The organism is Klebsiella sp. CN_Kp073 (assembly GCF_040065495.2).
Lineage (GTDB): Bacteria > Pseudomonadota > Gammaproteobacteria > Enterobacterales > Enterobacteriaceae > Klebsiella > Klebsiella aerogenes.
Map to the genome: position 1 here is coordinate 748672 of NZ_CM198051.1, position 23501 is coordinate 772172.

General features: G+C 53.9%; 18 protein-coding genes. 14 read left to right on the forward strand and 4 right to left on the reverse strand.

Translation table 11 applies throughout. The annotated features are described in order from the left end of the window. The first annotated feature begins 209 nt into the window (after nt 1–209). Genes ABLV66_RS03665 through argE form a run of 4 tightly spaced genes read left to right on the forward strand, consistent with a single transcriptional unit; the run spans nt 210 to nt 3751 of the window. A complete protein-coding gene (locus ABLV66_RS03665) occupies nt 210–1475 on the forward strand; it encodes a flavin-containing monooxygenase (protein WP_348876222.1) in 1266 nt (421 codons plus the stop codon). A 28-nt stretch (nt 1476–1503) separates the two neighbouring features. Beyond that, entirely contained in the window at nt 1504–1926 is a 423-nt protein-coding gene (locus ABLV66_RS03670) for a RidA family protein (RefSeq protein WP_047042999.1), read from the forward strand. 9 nt (nt 1927–1935) lie between these two features. Beyond that, complete coding sequence (locus ABLV66_RS03675) at nt 1936–2610, forward strand: DUF1028 domain-containing protein (RefSeq protein ID WP_047078361.1); 675 nt, start codon at nt 1936–1938, stop codon at nt 2608–2610. Then, nucleotides 2603–3751 carry an acetylornithine deacetylase gene (gene argE / locus ABLV66_RS03680; RefSeq protein WP_049059604.1) on the forward strand — a complete coding sequence of 383 codons (1149 nt, stop codon included), beginning with the start codon at nt 2603–2605 and terminating at the stop codon, nt 3749–3751. The genes ABLV66_RS03675 and argE overlap by 8 nt, the downstream gene beginning before the upstream one ends. A 41-nt stretch (nt 3752–3792) precedes the next feature. Here the strand turns inward: argE and ABLV66_RS03685 are convergent, their stop codons facing one another. Beyond that, nucleotides 3793–5196 (reverse strand): purine-cytosine permease family protein, encoded by a 1404-nt coding sequence (locus tag ABLV66_RS03685; protein ID WP_348876361.1) that lies wholly within the window; start codon nt 5194–5196, stop codon nt 3793–3795. A 549-nt stretch (nt 5197–5745) separates the two neighbouring features. Beyond that, nucleotides 5746–6348, reverse strand: a complete 603-nt coding sequence (locus tag ABLV66_RS03690; RefSeq protein ID WP_047065654.1) for a short chain dehydrogenase — start codon at nt 6346–6348, stop codon at nt 5746–5748. Between the two features lie 98 nt (nt 6349–6446). On the opposite strand from ABLV66_RS03690, the gene ABLV66_RS03695 reads away from it, so the two are divergent. The 4 genes from ABLV66_RS03695 to ABLV66_RS03710 all read left to right on the forward strand — a co-directional run bounded on the left by ABLV66_RS03695 (nt 6447) and on the right by ABLV66_RS03710 (nt 10041). Beyond that, a complete protein-coding gene (locus tag ABLV66_RS03695) occupies nt 6447–7343 on the forward strand; it encodes a LysR substrate-binding domain-containing protein (protein ID WP_032712524.1) in 897 nt (298 codons plus the stop codon). Nucleotides 7344–7397: 54 nt separating this feature from the next. After that, the gene (gene lysM, locus ABLV66_RS03700; protein ID WP_015369692.1) at nt 7398–7847 is read left to right on the forward strand and encodes a peptidoglycan-binding protein LysM; all 450 of its coding nucleotides are present in this window, start codon (nt 7398–7400) and stop codon (nt 7845–7847) included. Nucleotides 7848–7891: 44 nt separating this feature from the next. After that, nucleotides 7892–8287, forward strand: coding sequence for a YidB family protein (locus tag ABLV66_RS03705; protein WP_047078364.1), 396 nt, complete (start codon nt 7892–7894; stop codon nt 8285–8287). Nucleotides 8288–8631: 344 nt separating this feature from the next. Next, nucleotides 8632–10041: a purine-cytosine permease family protein gene (locus tag ABLV66_RS03710; protein WP_047042982.1), complete on the forward strand. Its 1410-nt coding sequence runs from the start codon at nt 8632–8634 to the stop codon at nt 10039–10041. A 1-nt stretch (nt 10042) separates the two neighbouring features. Here ABLV66_RS03710 and ABLV66_RS03715 read toward each other — a convergent pair whose 3' ends face one another. Continuing rightward, nucleotides 10043–10897 carry an AraC family transcriptional regulator gene (locus ABLV66_RS03715; protein ID WP_047065659.1) on the reverse strand — a complete coding sequence of 285 codons (855 nt, stop codon included), beginning with the start codon at nt 10895–10897 and terminating at the stop codon, nt 10043–10045. 229 nt (nt 10898–11126) lie between these two features. On the opposite strand from ABLV66_RS03715, the gene ABLV66_RS03720 reads away from it, so the two are divergent. From ABLV66_RS03720 to ABLV66_RS03735, 4 genes are read left to right on the forward strand one after another with little or no spacing between them, the layout of a single operon-like run. Then, on the forward strand, nt 11127–12965 hold the full coding sequence (locus ABLV66_RS03720; protein WP_348876360.1) for a DUF2264 domain-containing protein: 1839 nt from the start codon (nt 11127–11129) through the stop codon (nt 12963–12965). After that, on the forward strand, nt 12962–14242 hold the full coding sequence (locus ABLV66_RS03725) for an oligosaccharide MFS transporter (protein WP_015369698.1): 1281 nt from the start codon (nt 12962–12964) through the stop codon (nt 14240–14242). Before ABLV66_RS03720 ends, ABLV66_RS03725 begins: the two co-directional genes overlap by 4 nt. A gap of 13 nt (nt 14243–14255) precedes the next feature. Then, a complete protein-coding gene (locus ABLV66_RS03730) occupies nt 14256–15446 on the forward strand; it encodes a glycoside hydrolase family 88 protein (RefSeq protein WP_348876358.1) in 1191 nt (396 codons plus the stop codon). Between the two features lie 22 nt (nt 15447–15468). After that, nucleotides 15469–16029, forward strand: coding sequence for a DJ-1/PfpI family protein (locus tag ABLV66_RS03735; protein ID WP_320482926.1), 561 nt, complete (start codon nt 15469–15471; stop codon nt 16027–16029). 56 nt (nt 16030–16085) lie between these two features. On the opposite strand, the gene ABLV66_RS03740 is transcribed toward ABLV66_RS03735, so the two are convergent. Further along, nucleotides 16086–17018: an alpha/beta hydrolase gene (locus tag ABLV66_RS03740; RefSeq protein ID WP_348876357.1), complete on the reverse strand. Its 933-nt coding sequence runs from the start codon at nt 17016–17018 to the stop codon at nt 16086–16088. A 1293-nt stretch (nt 17019–18311) separates the two neighbouring features. Here ABLV66_RS03740 and ABLV66_RS03745 point away from each other — a divergent pair. After that, nucleotides 18312–18770, forward strand: coding sequence for a phage tail assembly chaperone (locus tag ABLV66_RS03745; RefSeq protein ID WP_047078369.1), 459 nt, complete (start codon nt 18312–18314; stop codon nt 18768–18770). 137 nt (nt 18771–18907) lie between these two features. Beyond that, nucleotides 18908–23380 carry a BapA/Bap/LapF family prefix-like domain-containing protein gene (locus ABLV66_RS03750; RefSeq protein ID WP_512173823.1) on the forward strand — a complete coding sequence of 1491 codons (4473 nt, stop codon included), beginning with the start codon at nt 18908–18910 and terminating at the stop codon, nt 23378–23380. Nucleotides 23381–23501 lie beyond the last annotated feature (121 nt).

Below are 23501 nucleotides of genomic sequence, written 5' to 3' on the forward strand. Positions count from 1 at the left end.
GAGCCTTGAAAGTCATGGTTGTTTTTCCTTTCAAAATCTCATGCCTGAAAAATAAATACTGCGTATTAGCGTGGCGGAAATGGCCTGGCGGCGGGGCGAATTCGCTGCATCATTATTTTATTCTCAGGTGCTAAATTTATAATAATTTACCTGTGCATAACGGTTTATTAACCTCGGTCATGAGCAGAACATCACCGAAGGACATATTTATGACCGTAGAAAAAATACAAATCGAGACGCTGGTTGTTGGTGGGGGGCAGGCCGGTATCGCCATGAGCGAGCACCTGAGCAAACAGGGTATTTCGCATCTGGTCGTGGAAAAGAATCGCATTGCCGAAGCCTGGCGTACCGGCCGCTGGGATTCGCTGGTGGCGAACGGCCCGGCGTGGCATGACCGTTTTCCGGGCATGGAGTTTAAAGGCGGCGACCCCGATGCCTTTATTGCCAAGGATGATGTTGCGCAATACTTTGTCGATTATGTGCGCGAGTTTAATCTTCCGGTCCGTACCGGCGTGGAAGTCAAAAGTGCGGTGCGTAACCACGGGCGTCCGGGCTTTACCATTGAAACCACCGACGGCGTGATTGAAGCGCTGAATATTGTCGCGGCGACCGGGCCGTTCCAGAAGCCGGTTATCCCGCCGATCGCTCCGCGCGACAGCGCCATCCATCAAATTCATTCGGCGAAATATTACAACCCGCAGCAACTGCCGGAAGGCGCGGTGCTGGTGGTGGGCGCGGGCTCGTCCGGCGTGCAAATCGCCGATGAACTGCAGCGCGCGGGCCGCAAGGTTTATCTGTCGGTCGGCGCCCATGATCGCCCGCCGCGTGCCTATCGTAACCGGGATTTCTGCTGGTGGCTGGGGGTATTAGGCCTGTGGGATGCCCCGGCCAGCGAACCCGGTAAAGAGCACGTCACCATCGCGGTTAGCGGCGCGCACGGCGGCCACACGGTTGATTTCCGCGAGCTGGCGCATCGTGGTATCACGCTGGTTGGTCTCACCGAATCCTTCGCCGGGGGAACCGTCTCCTTTAAAAATAATCTCGTCGAAAACATTCGCCTCGGCGATGAAAACTATCTGGCGCTGCTGGATGCCGCCGATGCTTACATCGCCGCCAATGGCCTGGATTTACCGGAAGAGCCCGCCGCACGGCAATTCTTAGCGGACCCGGACTGCATGACGTCGCCGCTCCTCTCGCTCGATCTGGCGCAGGCGGGGATTAACACCATTATCTGGGCTACCGGCTATGCGGTGGACTACAGCTGGCTCAACGTCAACGCTTTCAACGAACAGGGCCGTCCTCAGCATCAGCGCGGCGTCTCCAGCGAACCGGGCGTCTACTTCCTCGGCCTGCCGTGGTTATCGCGCCGGGGATCAACCTTTATCTGGGGCGTCTGGCACGACGCGAAGCATATCGCTGACCATATCGCCACCCGCCGTAAATACACCCAGTACAAAGACGCCAGCCAGCGTTAATCATGACTTACTGAACAGGATAACCCTTATGCCTACCCATACTCGTATTCGGATGTTCAATACCAAAGAGACATACCCTAATCAGACGCTGGACAATGACTTATGTCAGGCGGTACGCGCCGGTAATACCGTCTACGTTCGCGGCCAGGTAGGGACGGATTTTGAAGGCAATCTGGTGGGCCTTGGCGACCCGCGGGCGCAGGCGGAACAGGCGATGAAAAACGTCAAACAGCTGCTGGAAGAGGCGGGGAGCGACCTGTCGCATATCGTGAAAACGACCACCTATATTATCGACCCGCGCTATCGCGAACCGGTCTATCAAGAGGTAGGCAAGTGGTTAAAAGGCGTGTTCCCGATCTCCACCGGACTGGTCATTTCCGCGCTGGCGCAGCCGCAGTGGCTAATGGAGATCGATGTTATTGCCGTCATCCCTGATGACGCGGCGAAATAAGGAGGCAGGATGACATTTTCGATTGCCGCACGCTGCCCGGAAAGCGGGCAGTTTGGTATCGCGATTAGTTCTTCAAGCATTGCCGTCGGCGCCCGCTGTCCGTGGCTACAGGCGGGGGTAGGGGCGGTATCGAGCCAGAACATTACCTTACCGGCGCTGGGGCAACTCACTCTGGCGCAGATGGAGCAGGGGCTGACGGCGGAGAAAGCGATGCGTCGGGCGCTGGCGGAAGACGACTTTAGCCGCTATCGGCAGATTATCGCCATCGACGCCAGCGGCCAGACCGCGTGGTTCAGCGGCGATAAAACGCTGGGGACCTGGCATGTTGTGCAGGGCGATAACTGTATTGCCGGCGGTAATATGCTGGCGTCGGAAGAGGTGATTGCCGCGATGGCGGCGGCGTTTTCGCAAACCGAAGGCGAGCTGGCGACGCGGCTGGTTGCCGCGCTGCAGGCTGGCGTCGCACAGGGCGGCGAGGCCGGGCCGGTCCATTCGGCGGCGGTGAAAGTGGTGGATGATTACTCCTGGCCGCTGGTGGATCTGCGCGTAGACTGGAGTGAAACGGACCCGATTGGCGAGCTGGCGGCGCTGTGGCAGGCCTATGAACCGCAAATGCAGGCCTATGTCACGCGCGCCCTCGACCCGCGGGAGGCTCCCAGTTACGGAGTACCCGGTGATGAATAGTCGATTACAGGATATTCTGGCGCGGCTGCTGGCGTTTGACACCACCAGCCGCGAATCGAACCTGGCGATGATCGACGATATTGCCGATTATCTCCACGGCTTCGCAATCGAAACGCAGCGCTTTTATGATGCGCAAGGGAGAAAAGCTAATCTTTATGCACGACTGGGCCCTGCGGGGCCCGGCGGCGTTATGCTCTCCGGCCATACCGATGTGGTGCCGGTTGACGGCCAGCCATGGACGGTTCCCCCTTTTGCCCTCACGCAACGCGATGGCCGCTGCTACGGCCGCGGTAGTGCCGATATGAAAGGCTTTCTCGCCTGCGTACTGGCCGCCATTCCTGATTTTCTCGCCCAACCGTTACGCATGCCGCTGCACCTGGCTTTTTCCTACGATGAAGAGGTGGGATGTCTTGGCGTACGCAGCCTGGTCGCCCATCTGCAGGCGTCGACAGAGAAACCGGCGATGTGCATTATCGGCGAGCCGACGGAGATGCGCCCGGTCTATGGTCACAAGGGGAAGCTGGCGATGCGCTGCGATGTTCACGGCCACGCTTGCCACTCCGCTTACGCGCCCGATGGCGTGAATGCGATTGCCTGGGCGGCAAAGCTGATTGGCCGCCTGGATGAGCTGGGCGAGCAGCTTGCGCTTCGCCAGGATACGCGTTTCGATCCGCCTTTCAGCACCCTGCAGGTGGGGGTAATTAAGGGCGGCGCGGCGTTGAATATTGTACCGCAGCACTGTCAGTTCGATTTTGAAATTCGCCATTTACCGGATGTGTCGGTCGATGATGCGCTGGCCTCGCTGCAGGCGTATGCCGAAGGCGAGCTGTTGCCAAAAATGCGCGCGACGGCGGCGGAATCGGCTATTACCTTTCAACCGCTCAGCCAGTATCCCGGCCTGCTGAGCGACCCGCAGTCGGCGTTCGCCGGCTGGCTGGCGCAGTGGGCCGAATGCGAGGATTTTTCAACGGTCGCTTTTGGCACCGAAGGCGGATTGTTTGATGAGGCCGGCGTGGCCACGCTTGTTTGTGGCCCGGGGAGCATGGAGCAGGGGCATAAGGCGGATGAGTTTGTTAGCGAGGCGCAGTTGGAAAAGTGCGAGCAGATGTTGAAAAATCTCTGCCGCTGGATGTCAGCTTAAACGCCGGCGCGCCGCGAAGGCGGCGCGCTTTCTTGTAGGCCTTAAACCTTCTCTTTTGCAAAAGCCATGCTTTTAACACTCTTCGCTTTCGAGAAATAATAATAGACCGGCGAGACCACCAATAAACCCACAATCCAGGAGAGATCCGCGCCGCCAAAGGAGAGGGCGATTGGCCCGGTATAAATTGAGGTCGACATAAACGGTACTTCGACCAGAATACCGAGGATATAGCAGGATATCGCCGTTGCATTAAAGTAACCGTAAATACCGCCGTCGCGTTTAAAGAACGATTCAACGTGATATTCGCCGTGGGCCACTAAATAATAATCGACCAGATTAATCGCCGTCCACGGCACCAGCACATACAGCAGCACGGTAATAAAATTGGTGTAGATTAGCAGGAAATTTTCCTGGCCATAGATAGCGAGGAATATCTCCAGCAGCATGGTCAAAATAGCGGTGATAATGCGTGCCCGCGCCATCGGCGACCAGCCGTCGATAAAAGTCTGGCCGAGGGTCAGGGTACAGAGTACGCCGCAGTACAGCATCATCGAGTTGGTGGCGGCGATCCCCAGCGCCAGTACGATAATCACTATCGCCCCCATGCTGCCGGTCAGATCCATAATCCCTTGAATGATATCGTCATTACCGATACAAATCGCCACCAGCACCCCGAGCACCATCGGCAGATAGGAGCCGAGAATGCAGCCAAAATAGCTGGCGTAAAAGACGCTTTTATCGTTGGTGCTGTAGGGCATATAGCGGGAATAGTCAGAGACATACGGCGCATAGGCCAGCTGCCAGAGCGCGGCGATAGAGACGGCGCCGAGAAAGCCGACGATGTTGAAGCCGCCGCGGTCGACAAAGTCGCCCGGCAGGCCATGGATGAAGACAATCCACACGAAGGTTGCCGCCAGTACAATGCCGGAAATCCACGACATGATCCGCGCGTAGGAGTGGATGATCTTATAGCCAAAGATGGTGGCGAACAGGCTTAGCGCGCCGACCACGATAATCCCGATGTCCGAGTTCATCGGCTGATAAATCGCGTGTATCGACTGCCCGCCGAGCACCAGACTGGAGGCGGTAAAGCCGATATACATCAGTACGACGATGGAGACCACCAGTACCGAACCATAGGAGCCAAATTGCCCCTTGGTCTGGACCATTTGCGGTACCCCGAGTTTTGGCCCCTGCGCCGAATGCAGCGCCATAAAGAGCCCGCCGACCAGGCTGCCGATAAATAGCGCAATCACTGACCATAAAAAGGAAAGGTGGAAAATCGTCACCGACATCGCGCCGGTGATGACCGTTAACAGCATAATGTTGGAGCCAAACCAAATGGTAAAAAGATCGCCTGGTTTGCCGTGGCGCATATTTAAGGGGATAGGTCTGATGGTATTACTTTCAAGATTCTCGACATTAACAGATTGATGTTTTGTCATGGTGCTCTCTCATTATTTTGGTCTTCATCAGCGTAAGAGTGATATTTCAATGAGGAGTACAGCTAATCTACTCATCACAACATTTCATTCACCATTTTTACAACTCTGTATCATTTGCGAAATGACAAAAAATATCGGTGCTGGATATAAAAAAAATGCTTTACCCGGCGCTGGAAAAACGCTGCATCTGTGCGTTGCGCTATTTTTAGAGTTTTATGCTTTGTGCTTAATTTTTTACTGGCAAACCCGCTGATGGTTTTTTATCGGGCAGATAAAACTCTGCCATATTGCGAGGAGATTAGAATGATGAACCGTAGAGAGAAATAACAATTCCCTGCTTTTATTATGGTCTAATGAGATAGATGATTGGCCCGATAAAATAATGGAGAAATAAAATAATTAGCTGATACATCATGACATTAGTATTATCGTGTAGTGTATCCTAAAGGCGCACAAATAACAGGGTGAAGTGCGTTATGCGAGGCGCTTCACAATAACCAACAGATATTCAATATAAGGGCAGGAATACGACATCCTGCCCGAAAATAATTAATAACCGACTTTATAAACCCGCCCGCTTTGGATCCCTTCGACGCTGCGGCGATAGGCCTGCGCCACCGCTGCGGCCGGTACGCTGGCGAAACCGGGGAAGAAACCATCATAGGTCTCGACAGACTCACTGAGCACGGTGGGGCTTATCAGGTTAATGCGGATCCCGCGCGGTAATTCGCAGGCGGCGGCGCGAACGAAACCCGCCAGTCCGGCATTGACGGTGGTGGCATTCACCCCTTGAGCGATCGGTTCATCGGCGACGATGCCGCTGATAAGGGTTATGGAACCACCATCGTTAAGATAATGCTGGCCGGTGAGGGCGAGGCGAATCTGCCCCAACAGTTTATCCTGCAGTCCCTGGTCAAAATCGCGGTCGGTCATCGTGCTTAGCGGGCCAAAGTATAAGCTGCCGGCTGCTGAGACAATGGCATCGACCGGGCCAATTTTCTCGAACAGCGCCTGCACGCTGTGCTGCGAGGTGATATCAACCTGCTCGTCGCCGTGGGTGCGGCCAACGCGGATAACTTCATGCTGGCGGCTCAGTTCTTCCGCAACCGCGCGGCCAACGGTACCGCTGGCGCCAATAACGATAATTTTCATCGCAAACTCCTCAGTGAAGTGAGCCTCTATTCTTTAATTAATCGATTGTCGGATAAACTGGCTAAAAGTTAGATGATTACTAACCAGAGGTTTGCAATATGGACAAGCTGCGTGGAATGGAAACGTTTGTCGCGGTGGTAGAGTGCGGCAGTTTTACCGGCGCGGCGACGCGCCTTGAGATGTCGGCGGTGATGGTCGGCAAATATATCGCCTTAATTGAAGGCCAGCTCGGCACCCGCCTGCTGGAGCGAAATACCCGTCGGCAAAGCCTGACCGATGCCGGGCGAGTCTATTTTGACGAGGCGCGGCGGGTACTGGAGCAGGTGGCGAATGCCGAGCGTTCGGTTGAACGGTTACGGCTGGCCCCTGCCGGTACGCTACGGGTGAGCGCGCCGGTTTCTTTCGGCGCCAGCATTATCGCGCCGCTGACCGCCTCCTTTCTGCAGGCCTGGCCGGAGGTACGCGTCGAGCTTGATTTGACGAACCGCATGGTGGACCTGGTGGATGAGGGAATCGATCTGGCGATTCGTATCGGTGACATCCAGCGTACCGATCTGGTGGCGAAGTATCTCGCTCCCTATCGTATGGCGATCTGCGCGGCGCCGGATTATCTGGCGCGCCACGGCACGCCGCAGACGCCCGCTGATTTAGCCGGACATCAGTGTCTTTCGCATACGGTGTGGACCGCGCGCAACGAGTGGCGGCTGCCGGGCGCTGCGGAAGAGGTACGCTGGAAGCGCGATGCGGTGCTGCGCTGCAACGATGGCTACGCGCTGCGTATGGCGGCGGTGGCCGGCGCCGGGCTGTTATTGCAGCCGGAAGTGCTGCTGGCGGAAGATTTAGCCAATGGCCGACTGGTGCGTATTTTGCAAAATTACACGCCGGAACCGAGGCCGATACACCTGCTGTGGCGCCAGGATCTGCGCCCCTTACCGAAACTTACCCGTTTCGTCGAGCATTTGTTAAAGGAAGTGAACGGTATTTATAAGCTATGATTATCGTGTCTGATGAAAGCATTCATCGTGAAACAGTAATGGAGGTATGGATAGATGGGATTATTAAGTTTTGTGAAAGAAGCGGGCGAGAAGATCTGGGATGCCGTGTCCGGCTCCAGCAAGGAAGATCAGGCCGACAAGCTGAAAAAACATATTGATAGTCTTAACCTGCCTGGTGCCGAAAAGGTCAATATTGCCGTAGCGGACGATGGTACCGCGACGGTAACGGGCGATGTCGGTTCACAGGAAGATAAGGAAAAAATTCTGGTCGCGGTAGGTAACGTAACCGGGATTGGCCAGGTCAACGATAGCGTTACTGTGACGCAGAGCGGAGCGGAAAGTCGTTACTATACGGTTAAATCCGGTGATACCCTCAGCGCCATCTCGAAAGCGATGTATGGCTCCGCCAATGACTATCAGCGTATTTTTGAAGCCAATAAACCGATGCTGAAGCATCCCGATAAGATCTATCCGGGGCAGGTGCTGATTATCCCGGCGAAGTAAGCCGTGAATCAGGGATTAATAGCAACGTTTTGATGGAGATTGTAATGGGATTATTAGATCAAATCGGCGGCGTGCTTGGCGGGCAGGCTGGCAAAGCTGAACAACTTCAGGCGATCATGACCTGGATTGAACAGCAGGGCGGTATTCAGGGAATCCTGGAAAAATTCCGCAACGGCGGCTTAGGTGAAATCGTCGAGTCGTGGCTTAGTCAGCAGAGTAATATGTCGGTGAACAGCGATCAGATTACCTCGGTGTTCGGCTCGCCTGCGCTGCAGGATCTCGGCGCCAAACTGGGCGTTGATTCGCAAACCGCCTCATCGCTGATTGCGGAATACCTGCCAAAAATCGTCGATGGCCTGTCGCCGCAGGGCGAAGCGCCGGCCCAGGGCGACCTGGTCTCCGCAGGGCTTAATCTACTGAAAGGTAAGTTTTTTAGTTAAGCGCTAGCCGTTTGAGTTTTAACTTATCACATAATACGGGCCTGAATAGCGGCCCGTATTTTATTATCAGCCATAAATTCATCTCATCACGATTATTTATTCTGTATTCCTAATTGACAATTTACCGCTGCGTTGAAAATATCATTATTTTATCTTACCGGAACGGTTATGATAAAATTTTATGATATTTATCGGCTTTCTGCCTGGCTAATTAGTTTTTTTATTTCCTGTAGCCATAAACAAAGTAATTTACCCTTTCGCTAAATAATGCGCATTATCTCCAAAACATAAAAACACCTGCACATCACAACCATTATTAATGGTTCCTGACTTTGGAGAATGCTATGCCGACCAAAGAATCATCGCCGCCGCTTATTGAGAAGCACACCATTGGCTATATTCCGCCAGAAGATCGCCACGGTAAAACCCGCGATCTCTTTACCCTGTGGTTTGGCGGCAACATCGCGCCGCTGCCGATCGTTACAGGCGCCCTGGGAGTACAGATCTTTCATCTGAATCTGCTGTGGGGGATCGCTGCGATTTTAGTCGGCCATCTGGTCGGCGGGGCGCTGATGGCGCTGCACTCGGCGCAGGGGCCGCAGATGGGGATCCCGCAGATGATCCAGAGCCGCGCGCAGTTTGGATCTTTTGGTTCGCTGCTGGTGGTGGCGATCGCCGGGGTGATGTACGTCGGTTTCTTTGCCTCGAACATCGTGCTGGCCGGGCAGTCGCTGCATGGCATCGCTCCCGCGGTTCCGCTACCGGTGGGGATTGCGATCGGCGCGGTGGGATCCTGCGTGATTGGCATCATCGGCTACCGATGTATTCACATTCTCAACCGGATCGGCACCTGGGTGCTGGGCATCGGCATTATGGTCGGCTTTGGCTACATCTTCACTCATCTGCATACCGCCGATTTCTTAACTCGCGGCGGTTTTTCCTTCTCGGGCTGGCTGGCCACCGTGTCGCTGGCGGCGCTGTGGCAGATTGCCTTCGCCCCGTATGTTTCTGATTATTCGCGCTACCTGCCGGCGGATGTTCCCGTCGCCGCGACGTTCTGGACCACATACCTTGGCTCGACGCTCGGTTCCAGCCTGTCGTTTATTTTTGGCGCGGTAGCGGTGCTGGCAACGCCGGTGGGGCTGGAAACCATGGATGCGGTAAAGCTGGCGACCGGCGCGATAGGCCCGTTGATGCTGGTGCTGTTCCTGCTGAGCGTCATCAGCCATAACGCGCTTAATCTGTATGGCGCGGTGATGTCGGTGATAACCCTGGTGCAAACCTTCCTGTGGCGCTGGATCCCCGGCAGTCGTAGCCGTGCGCTGCTGTCGGTCATCGTGCTTATTTGTTGCGTGGCGGCGGCGATCTTCGCCTCGGCGGACTTTATCAGCCACTTTATCGATCTGGTTCTGGCCCTGCTGGTGGTGCTGGTGCCGTGGACCGCGATAAACCTGATCGACTTCTACGCCATTCACAAGGGCAACTACGATATTAACTCGATATTTCAGGTGGATGGCGGTATCTATGGCCGTTACAACCCGCACGCGCTGCTGGCCTACGCCATTGGCATCCTGGTGCAGATCCCGTTTATGAATACCCCGCTGTACGTTGGCCCGGTCTCGGCGTGGTTTAACGGCGCCGATCTCTCCTGGCTGGTCGGCCTGCTGGTGACCTCGCCGTTGTACTACTGGCTGGCGAGCCGCGATAGCGCCTGGCGTCGCCGTCAGGTTGGCCTCAAGCAGGCGATGGATTAAGTTATAAAGCGGAGCGCCGCTGGCTGGCCTTACGGTACTGCAGCGGCGTCTGGCGCATCATCTTTTTAAAACAGGTAATGAAGTAGGTCACCTCGCCAAATCCCACCGCCACTGCGATGGCATCAACGCTCTCATCGCTATTACGTAGCAGATCGCAACTGCGTTTTATTCGCCGGGTGAGCAAATATTCATGGATATTGCCGCCGGTCTGCTGACGAAAAACCCGCGAGGTGTAGCTGCGCGAAAGTCCGAGGTCGCAAGCCAGCTGGTCAAGGGAAAACTTGCTGGCATAGTGGGCTTCGATCCAGTTCATAATCCGCGAGGCGACGGTCTGCTGGCGCGGCGGGTAGCGTTGCGGCTGCTCGGGTAGAAACGTCATTAGCTGCATCATCAAAAACGCCACCTCGCAGGCGGTGGTCTGCTCGTTATCCTCCAGACGCTGAAACTGTTCAAGGATCCTTTCGATAAATGCCGCGTGCTCGCTGAGGTCGTAAATTTGCGCCGGCAGATTGCTGGCGGCCAGCGCCGCGAACTGGGCCTGATGGCGCGGGAAAGCGCTGAGCGCGCTCTCGACGACCGACTGCTCAATGTGCATGGTGGTGCGGTGATAAGGATTTTTATCGCTATGATCGACCTGCACTTTGTGCAAACGGAAGGGCGGGAAGATAAATAATCGCCCCGGACGGGCGGTGTAGTGCTGGTTATCCACCACCACGATGCCATAGCCGCTGGAAATATAAAGCAATTCAACGCATTGATGCCAGTGGTAGTAAAGCACGCTGGTGGTGTACATGCGATTAAACGAAATGGCCTGCCGATCGAGCGTAATACGTTCCAGCAGTTGTGCTTCGCCCATTTTGCCTCCAGGACAACAGATTTAAATTTTTACGCCATCATTTGCAATTTATCCTCCGCGCGGTCGACAAAATCCAGCAAAAATGAAATGGCGGTTTAATTTTGTGAGTCCGCTCACTCAGCGCCGGGAATAAAAGCGGTTACTCTTCATCCAGACGTCGCACACGTGGCTTGATAAAAGCCTAATAACAATAACTTACCTCTACCCTCGTGTTATACGGGAGGACCCTGTGCAACCTGAAAATATTCATCTGGATAACCCACTGACAAGCCGGGAAGAGGTGCTACGGCTGGTCAATGAAATGCTGAATGCGGTAGCGCCTTATTTTAAAAACGACGCCAGCCGCATTGATTTAGCGAACTTCACTGCTCACTACGGCCAGCAGGTTGCGAGCATGGAAACCTTTTCCCGTCTGCTGTGGGGCGTGACGCCGCTGTTGGCTGGCGGCAGCGAGCCGCAGCATTTCTCCTTCTATTTACAGGCGATAAAAAACGGCACCAATCCGCAGCATGCCGATTACTGGGGCGAAGTCGCCCCTTACGATCAACGCATTGTCGAGATGGCGGCTTACGGACTATTGCTGGCGCTGGCGGGCGAAACCGTACTGGCGCACTTCACTGCTGCGGAAAAAGAGAACTTATGGCGCTGGTTAAAGCAGTGCGAGACCCAGGATATCCCGGATAATAACTGGCACTTCTTTCCGATTCTGGTGCAGGTTGGCTTTCATTATTGCGGAATGCCGACCAATCCGCAGGCGCGGGAAGATCATTTTGCCGCCATGGAACGTTATTACCTCGGCGATGGCTGGTACTCGGATGGTCCGGGCCGCCCGCGCGACTATTACATCTCGATGGGCTTCCATTTCTATGGCCTGATTTACGCGAAGCTGATGGCCGATGTCGATCCGCAGCGCTGTGCGGAACTGCGTCAGCGGGCCGCGCGTTTCTCCTCTGACTTCATCCATTTCTTTGCCGATGACGGCGCGGCGATCCCGTTCGGCCGTAGTCTGACCTATCGCTTTGCTGAAGCGGCGTTCTGGAGCGCGGCGGCCTTCGCCGGGCTGGAGGTATTTTCGCCGGGCGTGATTAAAGGCATCGTATTGCGCCACCTGCGCTGGTGGCTGAAGCAGCCGATGTTCGATCGCGACGGCGTACTGAGCGTCGGCTACAGCTACCCGAACCTGGCGATGGCGGAAGATTACAACGCGCCGGGTTCACCGTACTGGGGGCTGAAAACCATGCTGGTGCTGGCGTTAGGCGAGGGCGACGCCTTCTGGCAGGCGGCTGAACTGCCGCTGCCGCCGCTGCCCGCGCAGCACACGATAGCCCATGCGGATCAGGTGCTGGTACATCAGGCCGATCACCTGTGGATGCTGACTTCCGGCCAGCTGGAGCTGAACAACTTCGTTAATACCGAAGCGAAATACTGCAAATTTGCCTACTCCACCCGCTTTGGTTTCACCATTGAACGGGGGCGCTACGGGTTGAACCATGCCGCTCCCGATTCGATGTTGCTGCTGGCCGAAAAGGATAATTACTGGCGCGGCCGCCGCGAATGCCAGCAGGTGGTCACCGCTGATGGCACTATTTACAGCCGCTGGCTGCCGTGGCGCGACGTGGTGATTGATAGCTGGCTACTGGCGCTGGGCGACTGGCAGCTGCGCGTCCATCGCATTACTACCCAGCGCGCGCTGGATTGCGCGGAAGGCGGTTTTAGCCTGGCGAATCGTCCGCTGCCGCAGACGCAAGAGAGTGACGGCGCCTGCTGCTTACGCAGCGCCCGCGATATCTCGGCGATTTTCTGTTTACATCCGCACGCCCGCCGCGGCGAGACGGTGCTGACGCCACCGAACAGCAATCTGTTGTTCGCCGAACGCGCGGCGGTGCCGGTGCTGCGCGGCGAGCTCGATGCGGGGACGCATTGCCTGGTAAGCGCGGTATGGGCGGGGAATGCCGCCGACTTCGAACCGCAACACTGCCCACAGGCCTTCATTAGCGATGACGCGGTACGCTTCGTGACGGCACGACAAGAAACGACGCTCGTTCTGGCCCTGGAGGCATCGCTATGAGCACATCATCATCCGTACGCGCCGCGCAGTACAAAATGAGTACCTTTATTTTTCTCTACTTCTTCACCTGGTCATCCAGTTTTGGCCTGTACGCGCTGTGGCTGAGCCAGAAGGTAGGCCTCGATAGCATTACCATCGGCAGCGTGTTCGCCATTAATGGCGTTTTCGCGGTGGTCCTGAAACCGGTGTACGGCTACATCATGGACAAAATCGGCATGAGCAAGTGGCTGCTCTATTTTGTCTGCGCCATTTCCGCGCTGATGGCGCCGTTCTTCGCGCTGGTGTACCAGCCGCTGCTGCAAAGCCACGCGACGCTGGGGATTATCATCGGCGCGCTGTATTTGAGCCTCGGCTGGTACGCCGGGGTGGCGGCTTCCGAATCTTACGCCGACCGCTTTAGCCGCCTGTACGGGCTGGAGTTCGGCCGCATCAGAATGTGGGGTTCGCTGGGCTGGGCGATGGCGGCTTCGGTCTCTGGACTGCTGTTTAACTTCACGCCGCTGGCTAACTTTTTGCTCAGCAGCGGCACCTCGGTACTGATGCTGCTGGTGCTGATTAGCCTCAAAATCGGTGATGAACAACTGCGCAATAACAACGTCATTTCCGCGAATAAGATAGTCTTTGCCGATGTGCTGATGCTGCTGAAAAATCGCAAATTCTGGATGTTCAGCCTCTACGTCGCCGGAGTGGCGTGGATGATGTTCATCGCCGAGCAGCAGTTCCCGCGCTATTTCGTCTCGTTCTTTGCCACCAAAGAGCAGGGCAACGCCTGGTACGGCTATCTGAGTACCGTCCAGTCGGGGATGGAGTTCGTAATGATGATGTTTATCCCATGGCTGGTGAACCATTATGGCGCCAAGCGCGGCCTGCTGTTCTGCGGCTGCGTAGTGGGGGCGCGGCTGATTGCCTCCGGCCTGACCAACGACCCGATTGTCATCTCCATCATCAAACCGTTTTACGGCGTTGAGATCGCGCTGCTGCTGATTTCGGTCTTCAAATACATCGCCGAACACTTCCATCGTCGGGTTAACGCCACGATGTACCTGCTGGGTTACCAGGCGATGATTTATGTCGGATCGATTGTGGTCGCGCCGCCGGCGGGTTACCTGTACGACAAAATCGGCTTTGAGCATACCTATCTGTTGATGGGCTGCTGCGCCCTGACGTTTACGCTGATTTCCGCTTTTACGCTATCGCGCTGCCAGTCGAAGCGCGATGCCTCACGACCCTTTACTCCGGCTTTAGATACCGCCTCGGTTGAACCGGCCAAACATTAATTCAGGAGTTGTTATGACCAAATCTGTTATCACCGAAGCGCTGCGGCCGATAGAACTGCATCAGGTCGACCGCCTGGCGTTGAGCCAGAAGCTGGAAGACGCGCTGGCTCGCGTAACGCGCAAGCTCGACAAAAATATCGTTGCCTTCGGCGATAAGTTCCCCGGCGAAGCCTGTGAAAACGGCATCTGGCCGCGTACCGATAACGTAGAGTGGACCACCAGTTTTTGGCCGGGCCAACTGTGGCTGGCGTGGGAGATGACCGGCAAAGCGCGCTACCGCGAAGCCGCTGAGCGCTATTTGCCGTCGTTCGCCCGGCGTATTGAGCAGCGTATCGACACCGCGACCCACGACCTCGGCTTCCTTTATTCGCTCTCCTGCATCAGCGCCTGGCGGCTCACCGGCAATGAAGCCGCTCGCCAGTCGGCGCTGCTGGCTGCCGAGCGCCTGATGGAGCGTTTTAACCCGACGGCCAAAATTATCCAGGCGTGGGGCGATTTAAACGATCCGGAACAGCAGGGGCGAATGATCATCGACTGCAATATGAACCTGCCGCTGCTGTACTGGGCCAGCGAGCAGACCGGCGACCCGCGCTACGCGCAGGCGGCAACGGCGCATGCCGGACAGGCGGCGAATTATATCGTGCGTGAAGATGCCTCGACTTATCACACCTACTATATGGATGTGCAGACCGGCGAACCGCGCTTTGGCAACACCCATCAGGGCTACAGCGATACCTCATGCTGGTCGCGCGGCCAGGCGTGGGGCATTTACGGTTTCCTGCTGAGCTATCAGCACACCGGCGATAAGCAGATGGTTGAGCTGTCGCGCAGCCTGGCGCACTACTTCCTCAACCGCCTGCCGGAAGATGATGTTTGCCATTGGGATCTGGCGCTGCTCGGCACCGATGCCGTGCGCGACAGTTCGGCGGCGGCGATTGCCGCCTGCGGCCTGCTGGAGCTGGTCAAAGCGCTGCCTACGCTCGACGCCAACCGCGCGTATTACGAAGAGATGGCGCTACGCATTGCGCTATCGCTGACCGATAACTACCTGGCCCACGACGATGACCCTACCGAAGGGCTGCTGCAGCACTCGGTTTATCATATGGGCAGCGGAAAGGGCGTCGATCAGTGCTGTAGCTGGGGTGACTATTTCTATCTTGAGCTGCTGGCGCGGCTGCGACAGATTTGGTACCCGTACTGGTAATCCTCAAGGAATGGAGAACGAGATGAAAAACGTAGCCGTGTTATTAGCCCCCGGGTTTGAAGAGGGGGAAGCGATAGTCACTATCGATATCCTGCGCCGTCTGAATATTGCGGTGCAGACGATTGCCTGCGGCGAGAGTCGCGAAGTGGTGAGCTACCACGCTATCCCAACGATCGCGGATAGCACCCTGAAGGCCAGCTTCGATCAAACCTTTGATGCCGTGGTGTTGCCGGGCGGCCCGGAAGGCAGTGTTAATCTGGCGAAAAGCGCGGAGGTTATTGCCTTCGTTCGCCGCCACGATGAAGCGGGTAAATATATCTGCCCGATTTGCTCCGCCGCCGCCCGCGTGCTGGGCGGCAATGGGCTGCTGAAGGGGCGTCGCTATGTCTGTTCCGGCGATCTTTGGCAGCAGGTGAGCGATGGCGTGTACGTGGATGCCGACGTCGTGGAAGACGGCAATCTGCTCAGCGGCCGGGGGTTGGGCAAGGTATTTGATTTCGCTTTTACCCTGGCGGCGCGATTACAGGGCGATGAAGCGCCGGCGAGCGAACAGGCGGAACATATTTATTATCCGTGGCCCTAGCCGCACGGCATGCTGTTGAAGGTTTCACTGCCCGTGTCATGCGGGCAGTGGCTGGATTAGTGGCAGTCTGGTACGCGTTCAGCTTTTTCACGGCTGATATCTAGCAGCGCGCTGCGGAAAGAGGCATTAAACATCGGTCCATGGCCCAGGCCCGGGAAATCCCAAACAGCGGCATCTACCTCTTTCTCTTTCAGCGTAGTCATCGCGGTATTCACTTTTGTTAGCACGTGATCAGCGTTCGAATCCCGCTTATCGCCCGGCGTCGCTGACCCTTCCATAATGACCAGACTTTTGCCGCAGTACGACGCAGGTTCGGCCGTCGTGATACGGCTAAGTAGCGCAAAGTTATCCCGGCTAAGCGATGGACTGGCGCTGTAATAAGCGTGGAAGTACGAGGACGACAGCCAGGAGTCGAGTACGAACAGGCCGCCGTAGGAGTGGCCCCACAGGCCGCGGCGCTGCGGGTTGATATGCAGACCTTGCTCCGCTTTGGCGGCGATACGTGTTTCCAGCAACTGACGGAAGTCATGACTCCCCCCGTTTTTACGACCAGTCGGCGTTGCGCCCTTGCTGTTGTCAACAGGCGTATAGTCAAAGGACCGGCCCTTCAGATCGAAAGGTAGGTTGGTCTGATAGCCGACCGCAACGATCACCGGCGGCGATTGCGCCGTGAGCTGTTTGAGCAGCTCGTCAGAAAGTCGGTCCATTACCGCATTACCGTCAAGCATGTATAACACCGGGTAGCCGGTGGGCGGCGCGGCTTTGTTCGGCACTGCCGCCCACACCCGATAGTGGCGTGCGCCGTCGGCGGAATCGAACTGATGGACGCTGAAGTGGTAAAAGGCCGAACCCTTTTCGGCGATATTGGGCCCCAGCGGCTGCATATCGGGTTTTGCTAAGACAGGAGCGCTGTAACTGAGCGTAAGGCAAGAGAAAATGGCAAAAAGCGTCCTGCGCGGGGGCGTGGAGCGAGACTCGCGGGCATACATCTGATGATTTTTCCTTTTCCGCCGGTGAATTTTAATTTTAGCCTGCACATACCGTTGGGGGTACCGTGCCAGACAGGGTGTTAACAAAAACAATAATAAGAATAATTACCAATTTCATTTAAGGATTGCAATGATTAATAGGAATCGAATGAAAGCGGAAAGGCGTATAGGGCAAATCTCAGTTGTAGGGAATGGAGGGAATATCAGATCGGAGCAGTAAGCGCTCGGAAAGTAAGGATAAAAAGGAATGAGCGGGGACACGGTAGGTGATAGATATGGACTGATGTCTGCAATCAGTCACGCCATGCGACGTGTTTTGATGTTTATTATTATTAAAGGTTGGTATGTAAATAGAGAGATGTAAACGTTCGTGGTTAATATTGTGGTGGTAGGGATGTTTATTATGATGGTTTTTTATAAAGATGGATTTCTATTTTATCCAAATGGCGGGTTTCTTATTTCACCATAATTTCCCGGTACATTGTTCTTGGTAAATATAGTTGTATGGAGCATTTTTATAAAGTGTATTAACGCGGCAGGGGCCTTGCAAGCGGGAGAGAATATTATAAGGAGGGAAATATTATATCCCTCCACCGGAAATTGAGGGAATGCCATAGGATAATGTGGCCACGGAACGTCCCGCATTTTTCTGGAAAGATGATAAGAAGCGCTTACGCTTTCCATTGATTTCAATTGTTTTTCTTTTTTGCAATCATGGAATCATACCCTCGCCATAATGACGCTATCAACATTCCAGGCGCCGGACGTCGTTCGTCCGAAGGAACCCCCTCAGCGGCGTCCAGTCGCATTAGAGAATCGCCGTAACCCTATCATACTACAGGTATAACCGGAGCCACTTCTGGTTATCGTTTTTCTTGCGGCTCTCTCCGGCCAGCGAGCCTGTTGATGGGCAGAGCATCGTCAAAAAAACGCCGTTTTTTTTATATCTTAAGTACGTGATAATTTGTTTTTTATCAATAAGTTATTGTGTTTTGCTAAGGTAAGTAAAGATAACTTTAGGGGTTGGGTAGATGTTGATAAGAATAATGAAGCTAACTTCATTTTAAATTAAGCGCAAAGCTTACTATCTTGGCATTTAATTCAATCTATTACTTTCTTTACCCTCAGCAGGAAAGAGGTTGTAGACGCTGGTGGTTTATTCATCGGCGCTGTGATAGCGCGTTTGAGTTGGCCGTAACCATCCCCGGTAATCAGGGGAAGCACATTGATTTTTCGGGGGGAGAGAGGGCGGTCTTCTCCTGAAACACTATTCATCCCGCCAGAGAAAACATTATGGAAACTAAAGAGTTTGTTCTGAACGACAAAAAATTCATGTTGGTAAAATTACAAGCGTGGAATCGCCTGATGTTTGTTGCGGATTTACAGAAAGATATTCTTACGCCGCTTCTGGATAACCTGGGCGAAAAATCTCTGGAAGGTGTTTTTTCAGCTGTATCCGAGCAGGGCGCTAAGCCAGATGTAATGAAGTTATTAAAATCACTGTCTGGTGTAATCGATAGTCGTAATTTAGAGAAATGGGTAAAAAGAGTACTCTCTGAGGGAATGATTGTTTCTATCAAAGAGGATGAACAAAAAGTAAAACTATCTTTCCACGAGCTTACAAAACTATTCTCGGCTCCGCAAGATATTATCATGCTGATGAAAGAAGCCATTGTATTTAATCTCGATGGCATTCTTGACATTATTAAGGGTATGGGAGGGAAAAAGGCTGATACACCGCAAATAAGCTAAAGAGGAGCTCAGGAGAATAGCTCTTCAAACTATAAGAAAATACATTGAATCAGAAATGGAATAGGGATGTTCCTGGGTGGTTTTGAGCTTATCACCGTGTGTTTTCTTTTTTATTAATAAATATGGACTGAATTTATATGAATGGAACAATAGATTTTTTCTCGCCAACAGGCGAAAAACTCGCAAGCACGGCAGAAATGACAGGGGCTGCCCCGGTCGAAAGCGGAGCGATCCGTTTACCTGTATCTGCGAGGGATGTCACGGGCGTACAAAAGGATAAGAACGCCCTTAATATCTTAATGAAAGATAATCAAAAAATCGTCATCGAAGACTTTTTTGGCGACACAAAAAAGAAGCTGGTTTTTGACGATGGTAAGGATATTTTTGAGGCTGATTATCTCGACAAAGAACAATTCAACGGTCTGCAATTTAAACCATTACAGAGCTTTGAAGAGGTGTTTACCGCGGCTGAACCAGCCGCGAACGATAGCGATGTTTATGTATGGGTCGTGCCATTAATCGCCGCGCTTGCGATCGGTGGTCTCGCCATTGCCGCCGTTAATGATAACGATGACGGCGGTGATACTAGCCAGGATAAGGCCAAAGCCAAACTCAAGGAAGCGAAAGACGGCGCCAATCAGGCGATCGACACTATGGCGTACCTGAGCAGCGAACAGAAAGAAGCCGCTCACCAGGCCGTTGAAAATGCGACCACCGTAGATGAGGTGCAGAAAGCGCTGTCCGACGCCACGGCGAAAAATCTTGAAGAAGCCAAAGCCGATGCCAATCAGGCGATCGACGGCATGACGCATCTGAGCGATGAGCAGAGAGGGGCGGCTCAACAGGCGGTGAACGTTGCGACCGGCGTTGTGGGCGTAGAGGAAGCGCTTGCTGACGCGGTGGCGAAAAACCTTGAGGAAGGCAAAGCCGACGCCAGTGAGGCAATCAACGCCATGGCGTACCTGAGCGACGAACAGAAGGCTGAAGCTCAGAAAGCCGTTGATAATGCGACCAGCGTCGACGAGGTGCAGAAAGCGCTGGCCGATGCCGTGGCGAAAAACCTTGAGGAAGGTAAAGCCGACGCTAATGAAGCGATCGACAATATGGCGTACCTGAGCAACGAGCAGAAGGCCGAGGCACACCAGGCGATCAATGGCGCGACTGACATTGCGCAGGTGGAAAAAACCGAGGCCGATGCCGCGGCGACAAACCTTGAGGCAGGCAAAGCCGACGCCAACAAGGCGATCGACGATATGGCGTACCTGAGCAACGAGCAGAAAGCCGAGGCGCAGCAAGCGGTGAACGACGCGACCGACATTGCGGGCGTGGAAAAAGCGGTGGCCGATACCGCGGCGAAAAACCTTGAGGAAGGTAAAGCCGACGCCTATCAGGCGATCGACGATATGGCCTATCTGAGCGATGAGCAGAAAGAAGCGGCCCGCCAGGCGGTGAAAGACGCGACGGACCCGGCGGGCGTAGAGAAAGCGCTGACTGATGCCGTGGCGACAAACCTTGAGGAAGGCAAAGCCGATGCCAATAAGGCGATCGACGACATGACCTACCTGAGCGACGAGCAGAAAGAAGCGGCTCACCAGGCAGTGAACGACGCCACCGATATTGCGGGCGTGGAGAAAGCAGAGACTGCTGCCGCGGCGACAAACCTTGAGGAAGGCAAAGCCGACGCCAATAAGGCGATCGACGACATGACCTATCTCAGCGACGAGCAGAAAGAAGCGGCTCACCAGGCAGTGAACGACGCCACCGACATTGCGGGCCTGGAGAAAGCCGAAGCCGCCGCTGCCGCGAAAAACCTTGAGGAAGGCAAAGCCGACGCCAATAAGGCGATCGACGACATGACCTATCTCAGCGACGAGCAGAAAGAAGCGGCTCACCAGGCAGTGAACGACGCCACCGACATTGCGGGCCTGGAGAAAGCCGAAGCCGCCGCTGCCGCGAAAAACCTTGAGGAAGGCAAAGCCGACGCCAATAAGGCGATCGACGACATGACCTATCTCAGCGACGAGCAGAAAGAAGCGGCTCATCAGGCGGTGAACGACGCCACCGACATTGCGGGCCTGGAGAAAGCCGAAGCCGCCGCTGCCGCGAAAAACCTTGAGGAAGGTAAAGCCGACGCCAATAAGGCGATCGACGACATGACCTACCTGAGCGACGAGCAGAAAGAAGCGGCTCATCAGGCGGTGAACGACGCCACCGACATTGCGGGCCTGGAGAAAGCCGAAGCCGCCGCTGCCGAGAAAAACCTTGAGGAAGGCAAAGCCGACGCCAACAAGGCGATCGACGACATGACCTATCTCAGCGACGAGCAGAAAGAAGCGGCTCACCAGGCGGTGAACGACGCGACAGGCGTGGCGGGCCTGGAGCAAGCACTGGCCGATGCCACCAGCAATAACCTTGATGGCGCGAAAGATAGCGCCAACAAGGCGATCGACGCTATGGATAACCTGAGCAAGGATGAAAAGGACGCAGCCCATCAGGCGGTAAACGACGCCACTGATATTGCGGGAGTGGAGAAAGCTCAATCCGACGCCGCCACCCTCAATGCTGAAAACGAACCGTCATTCCTGGAAGATATTCTCAGCGGCATCTGGAATGCGATTATTGCCATTCCGAAAGGATTGTTAGAAGCACTTAAATCGGTTATTCCGATGTTAAGTGATTACCACTTTTTGCTCGAATCCGCGCCTGCGGCACTGACCGGCGTCGCCCTGGTCGCCTGGGAAGCACTCGTTGAAGTTATTCACGTGCCATTAAGCTTTATTTCCAATATGGTTCAGTGGGTTACAGGATTTATCACCGGTATTCTGGGAGGGATATGGGGACCATTAGGAACCATTCCACATATCTTTAATGGTATACTGATTCTCGTAGATGGCCTGGGTAACGGCTTAAAAATTATTGTAGAGAGTATCGGTGTTGGTCTTATTAGCCTGCCTGCGATCGTTACCGGCGCCATCGGCTGGGTGATAACCCTGGTTAAAGGATTTACCGCCTTACTAAACGGTGATTCCTCCGCGATGGAGGATTTCGTCGCTGATTTCTCGCAATCGCTATTGCAAAACCCACTGATTCCATTAGTACTGGGCGATTTGTTCGTCGCAGTTATGGCTATTCCTAAGCTAGGCGTTGAAGTTATAAGCGTCATTGCCGAATGGATTCTGGGAATTATTACAGGATTCCTGCAGTTTATACCGGGATTAATACCTATTGCCAGTGTGGTTTCAGATTTCACGCTGGCTATTGACGGCGTTCTTATTGCTATTCATTATGGCTTAAGTAATGTTGTCAACCTGGTCACGAAACTGGGCATGGCGCTGATCATGGGTCTCCCGATCGCCATGAGTGCTGGGACATCGGCGGTAACCATAATCGAAGCCTTTATAAAAGGGATGCTGGGTTTAAACTCGGATTCCGATACTCCAGATACGCCGATCAATAATTTCATTGACTCCATTATTGACTTTATTTCTTCGCCGATCGAAGGCCTCAAAAATATTTTCTCCTCTATTTCCAATAGCATTCAGGATTTCTTTAAAGATCCACTAGGTTTTATTGGGAATATGATCCAGAGTGCTATTGATGTTATTCTTGCGCCATGCAAGTTTATTATTGATACAGTAGGTTCTATTATTGATTTTATTGCCGCGCCGTTTGAGGCTATCGGCAAAGTTATTGGTAATCTCATAGAATGCATTGGTAACTTCCTCAGCGATCCGTTTGGCGCTATTGGTAACATATTCCAGGATATCATAGATATTATTCTTGCGCCGTGTAAGTTCTTTATTGATACGGCTAGCTCCATCTTTAACTTTATTACTAATCCGATTGATTCGATATTAAAACTGCTTGGCGATCCTCTTACATTGATGGTCAAATTTATTAGCGACCCAGTCGGAACGGTTACAGATATTATTAACTCGGTCATTGATGCCATCTTGAGTCCATTTAAGGGAATCATTGATTTTGTCTCCGAAGTTATTTATGGCATCACTCATCCGCTGGAAACGATCTCTAATATCATTAACGATATTGTCGCGAAAATTTTTGGCGGTTCCTCCAATGACAATGTGGCCGCCAATGCGCTCAATACTTTAGCTGATTCCGTTGAAACTGCTGCCGAGGCGGCGAAACCAGCGGCTGAAACCCTTGATAAACTGCTCGTTAGCGCAGAAAAAACGGTTGATAATCTTCTGGAAAAATCTGTGGGTGAAGGCAGCGAGAAAAGTTTGTCTACTGATGATTTGGCCACCATGACCAATACGCTTAATGAGTTAGCCACTTACTCTGATAGCAACGTAACTTCGCTTAACGAAATGGTTGATTCGCAGACTTCTCAGGCTTCACAGGCTTCTAAGGAAGCAGTAAACGAAGAGTTGACTGATGAACAGCTCGCTTCGCTGACGGAGGAAAATAATGCCAACGATATCAATTTGGATTCTCTGGTAGGTGAAGAAAACAATTCCGTCGTGGCAGAAAACAAAGTTACTGAACAGCAACAAGGTGCTGAAGATTCTGGAGAATATAACGCACTGAATCAAATCGTCAATCAGCTACAGTTAAATGAAGAAAGTTATCAGTATGCTGCTGCTTAATTCTAAGTAATACCTTTCCCGGCTGCTACATCGGTTAGCCGCCGGGATTGGTCAGCCACATAGCTTTACAGTATGTGGTTCTCAACGGTGTCATGAGATGTGCCTTCATGCACGATACCAG

What these genes read in the sequence shown, in the direction of transcription:
- ABLV66_RS03665 (WP_348876222.1), top strand. Translation starts at nt 210, where the DNA reads ATGACCGTAGAAAAAATACAAATCGAGACGCTGGTTGTTGGTGGGGGG.
- ABLV66_RS03670 (WP_047042999.1), top strand. Translation starts at nt 1,504, where the DNA reads ATGCCTACCCATACTCGTATTCGGATGTTCAATACCAAAGAGACATAC.
- ABLV66_RS03675 (WP_047078361.1), top strand. Translation starts at nt 1,936, where the DNA reads ATGACATTTTCGATTGCCGCACGCTGCCCGGAAAGCGGGCAGTTTGGT.
- argE (WP_049059604.1), top strand. Translation starts at nt 2,603, where the DNA reads ATGAATAGTCGATTACAGGATATTCTGGCGCGGCTGCTGGCGTTTGAC.
- ABLV66_RS03685 (WP_348876361.1), bottom strand. Translation starts at nt 5,196, where the DNA reads ATGACAAAACATCAATCTGTTAATGTCGAGAATCTTGAAAGTAATACC.
- ABLV66_RS03690 (WP_047065654.1), bottom strand. Translation starts at nt 6,348, where the DNA reads ATGAAAATTATCGTTATTGGCGCCAGCGGTACCGTTGGCCGCGCGGTT.
- ABLV66_RS03695 (WP_032712524.1), top strand. Translation starts at nt 6,447, where the DNA reads ATGGACAAGCTGCGTGGAATGGAAACGTTTGTCGCGGTGGTAGAGTGC.
- lysM (WP_015369692.1), top strand. Translation starts at nt 7,398, where the DNA reads ATGGGATTATTAAGTTTTGTGAAAGAAGCGGGCGAGAAGATCTGGGAT.
- ABLV66_RS03705 (WP_047078364.1), top strand. Translation starts at nt 7,892, where the DNA reads ATGGGATTATTAGATCAAATCGGCGGCGTGCTTGGCGGGCAGGCTGGC.
- ABLV66_RS03710 (WP_047042982.1), top strand. Translation starts at nt 8,632, where the DNA reads ATGCCGACCAAAGAATCATCGCCGCCGCTTATTGAGAAGCACACCATT.
- ABLV66_RS03715 (WP_047065659.1), bottom strand. Translation starts at nt 10,897, where the DNA reads ATGGGCGAAGCACAACTGCTGGAACGTATTACGCTCGATCGGCAGGCC.
- ABLV66_RS03725 (WP_015369698.1), top strand. Translation starts at nt 12,962, where the DNA reads ATGAGCACATCATCATCCGTACGCGCCGCGCAGTACAAAATGAGTACC.
- ABLV66_RS03730 (WP_348876358.1), top strand. Translation starts at nt 14,256, where the DNA reads ATGACCAAATCTGTTATCACCGAAGCGCTGCGGCCGATAGAACTGCAT.
- ABLV66_RS03735 (WP_320482926.1), top strand. Translation starts at nt 15,469, where the DNA reads ATGAAAAACGTAGCCGTGTTATTAGCCCCCGGGTTTGAAGAGGGGGAA.
- ABLV66_RS03740 (WP_348876357.1), bottom strand. Translation starts at nt 17,018, where the DNA reads ATGTATGCCCGCGAGTCTCGCTCCACGCCCCCGCGCAGGACGCTTTTT.
- ABLV66_RS03745 (WP_047078369.1), top strand. Translation starts at nt 18,312, where the DNA reads ATGGAAACTAAAGAGTTTGTTCTGAACGACAAAAAATTCATGTTGGTA.
- ABLV66_RS03750 (WP_512173823.1), top strand. Translation starts at nt 18,908, where the DNA reads ATGAATGGAACAATAGATTTTTTCTCGCCAACAGGCGAAAAACTCGCA.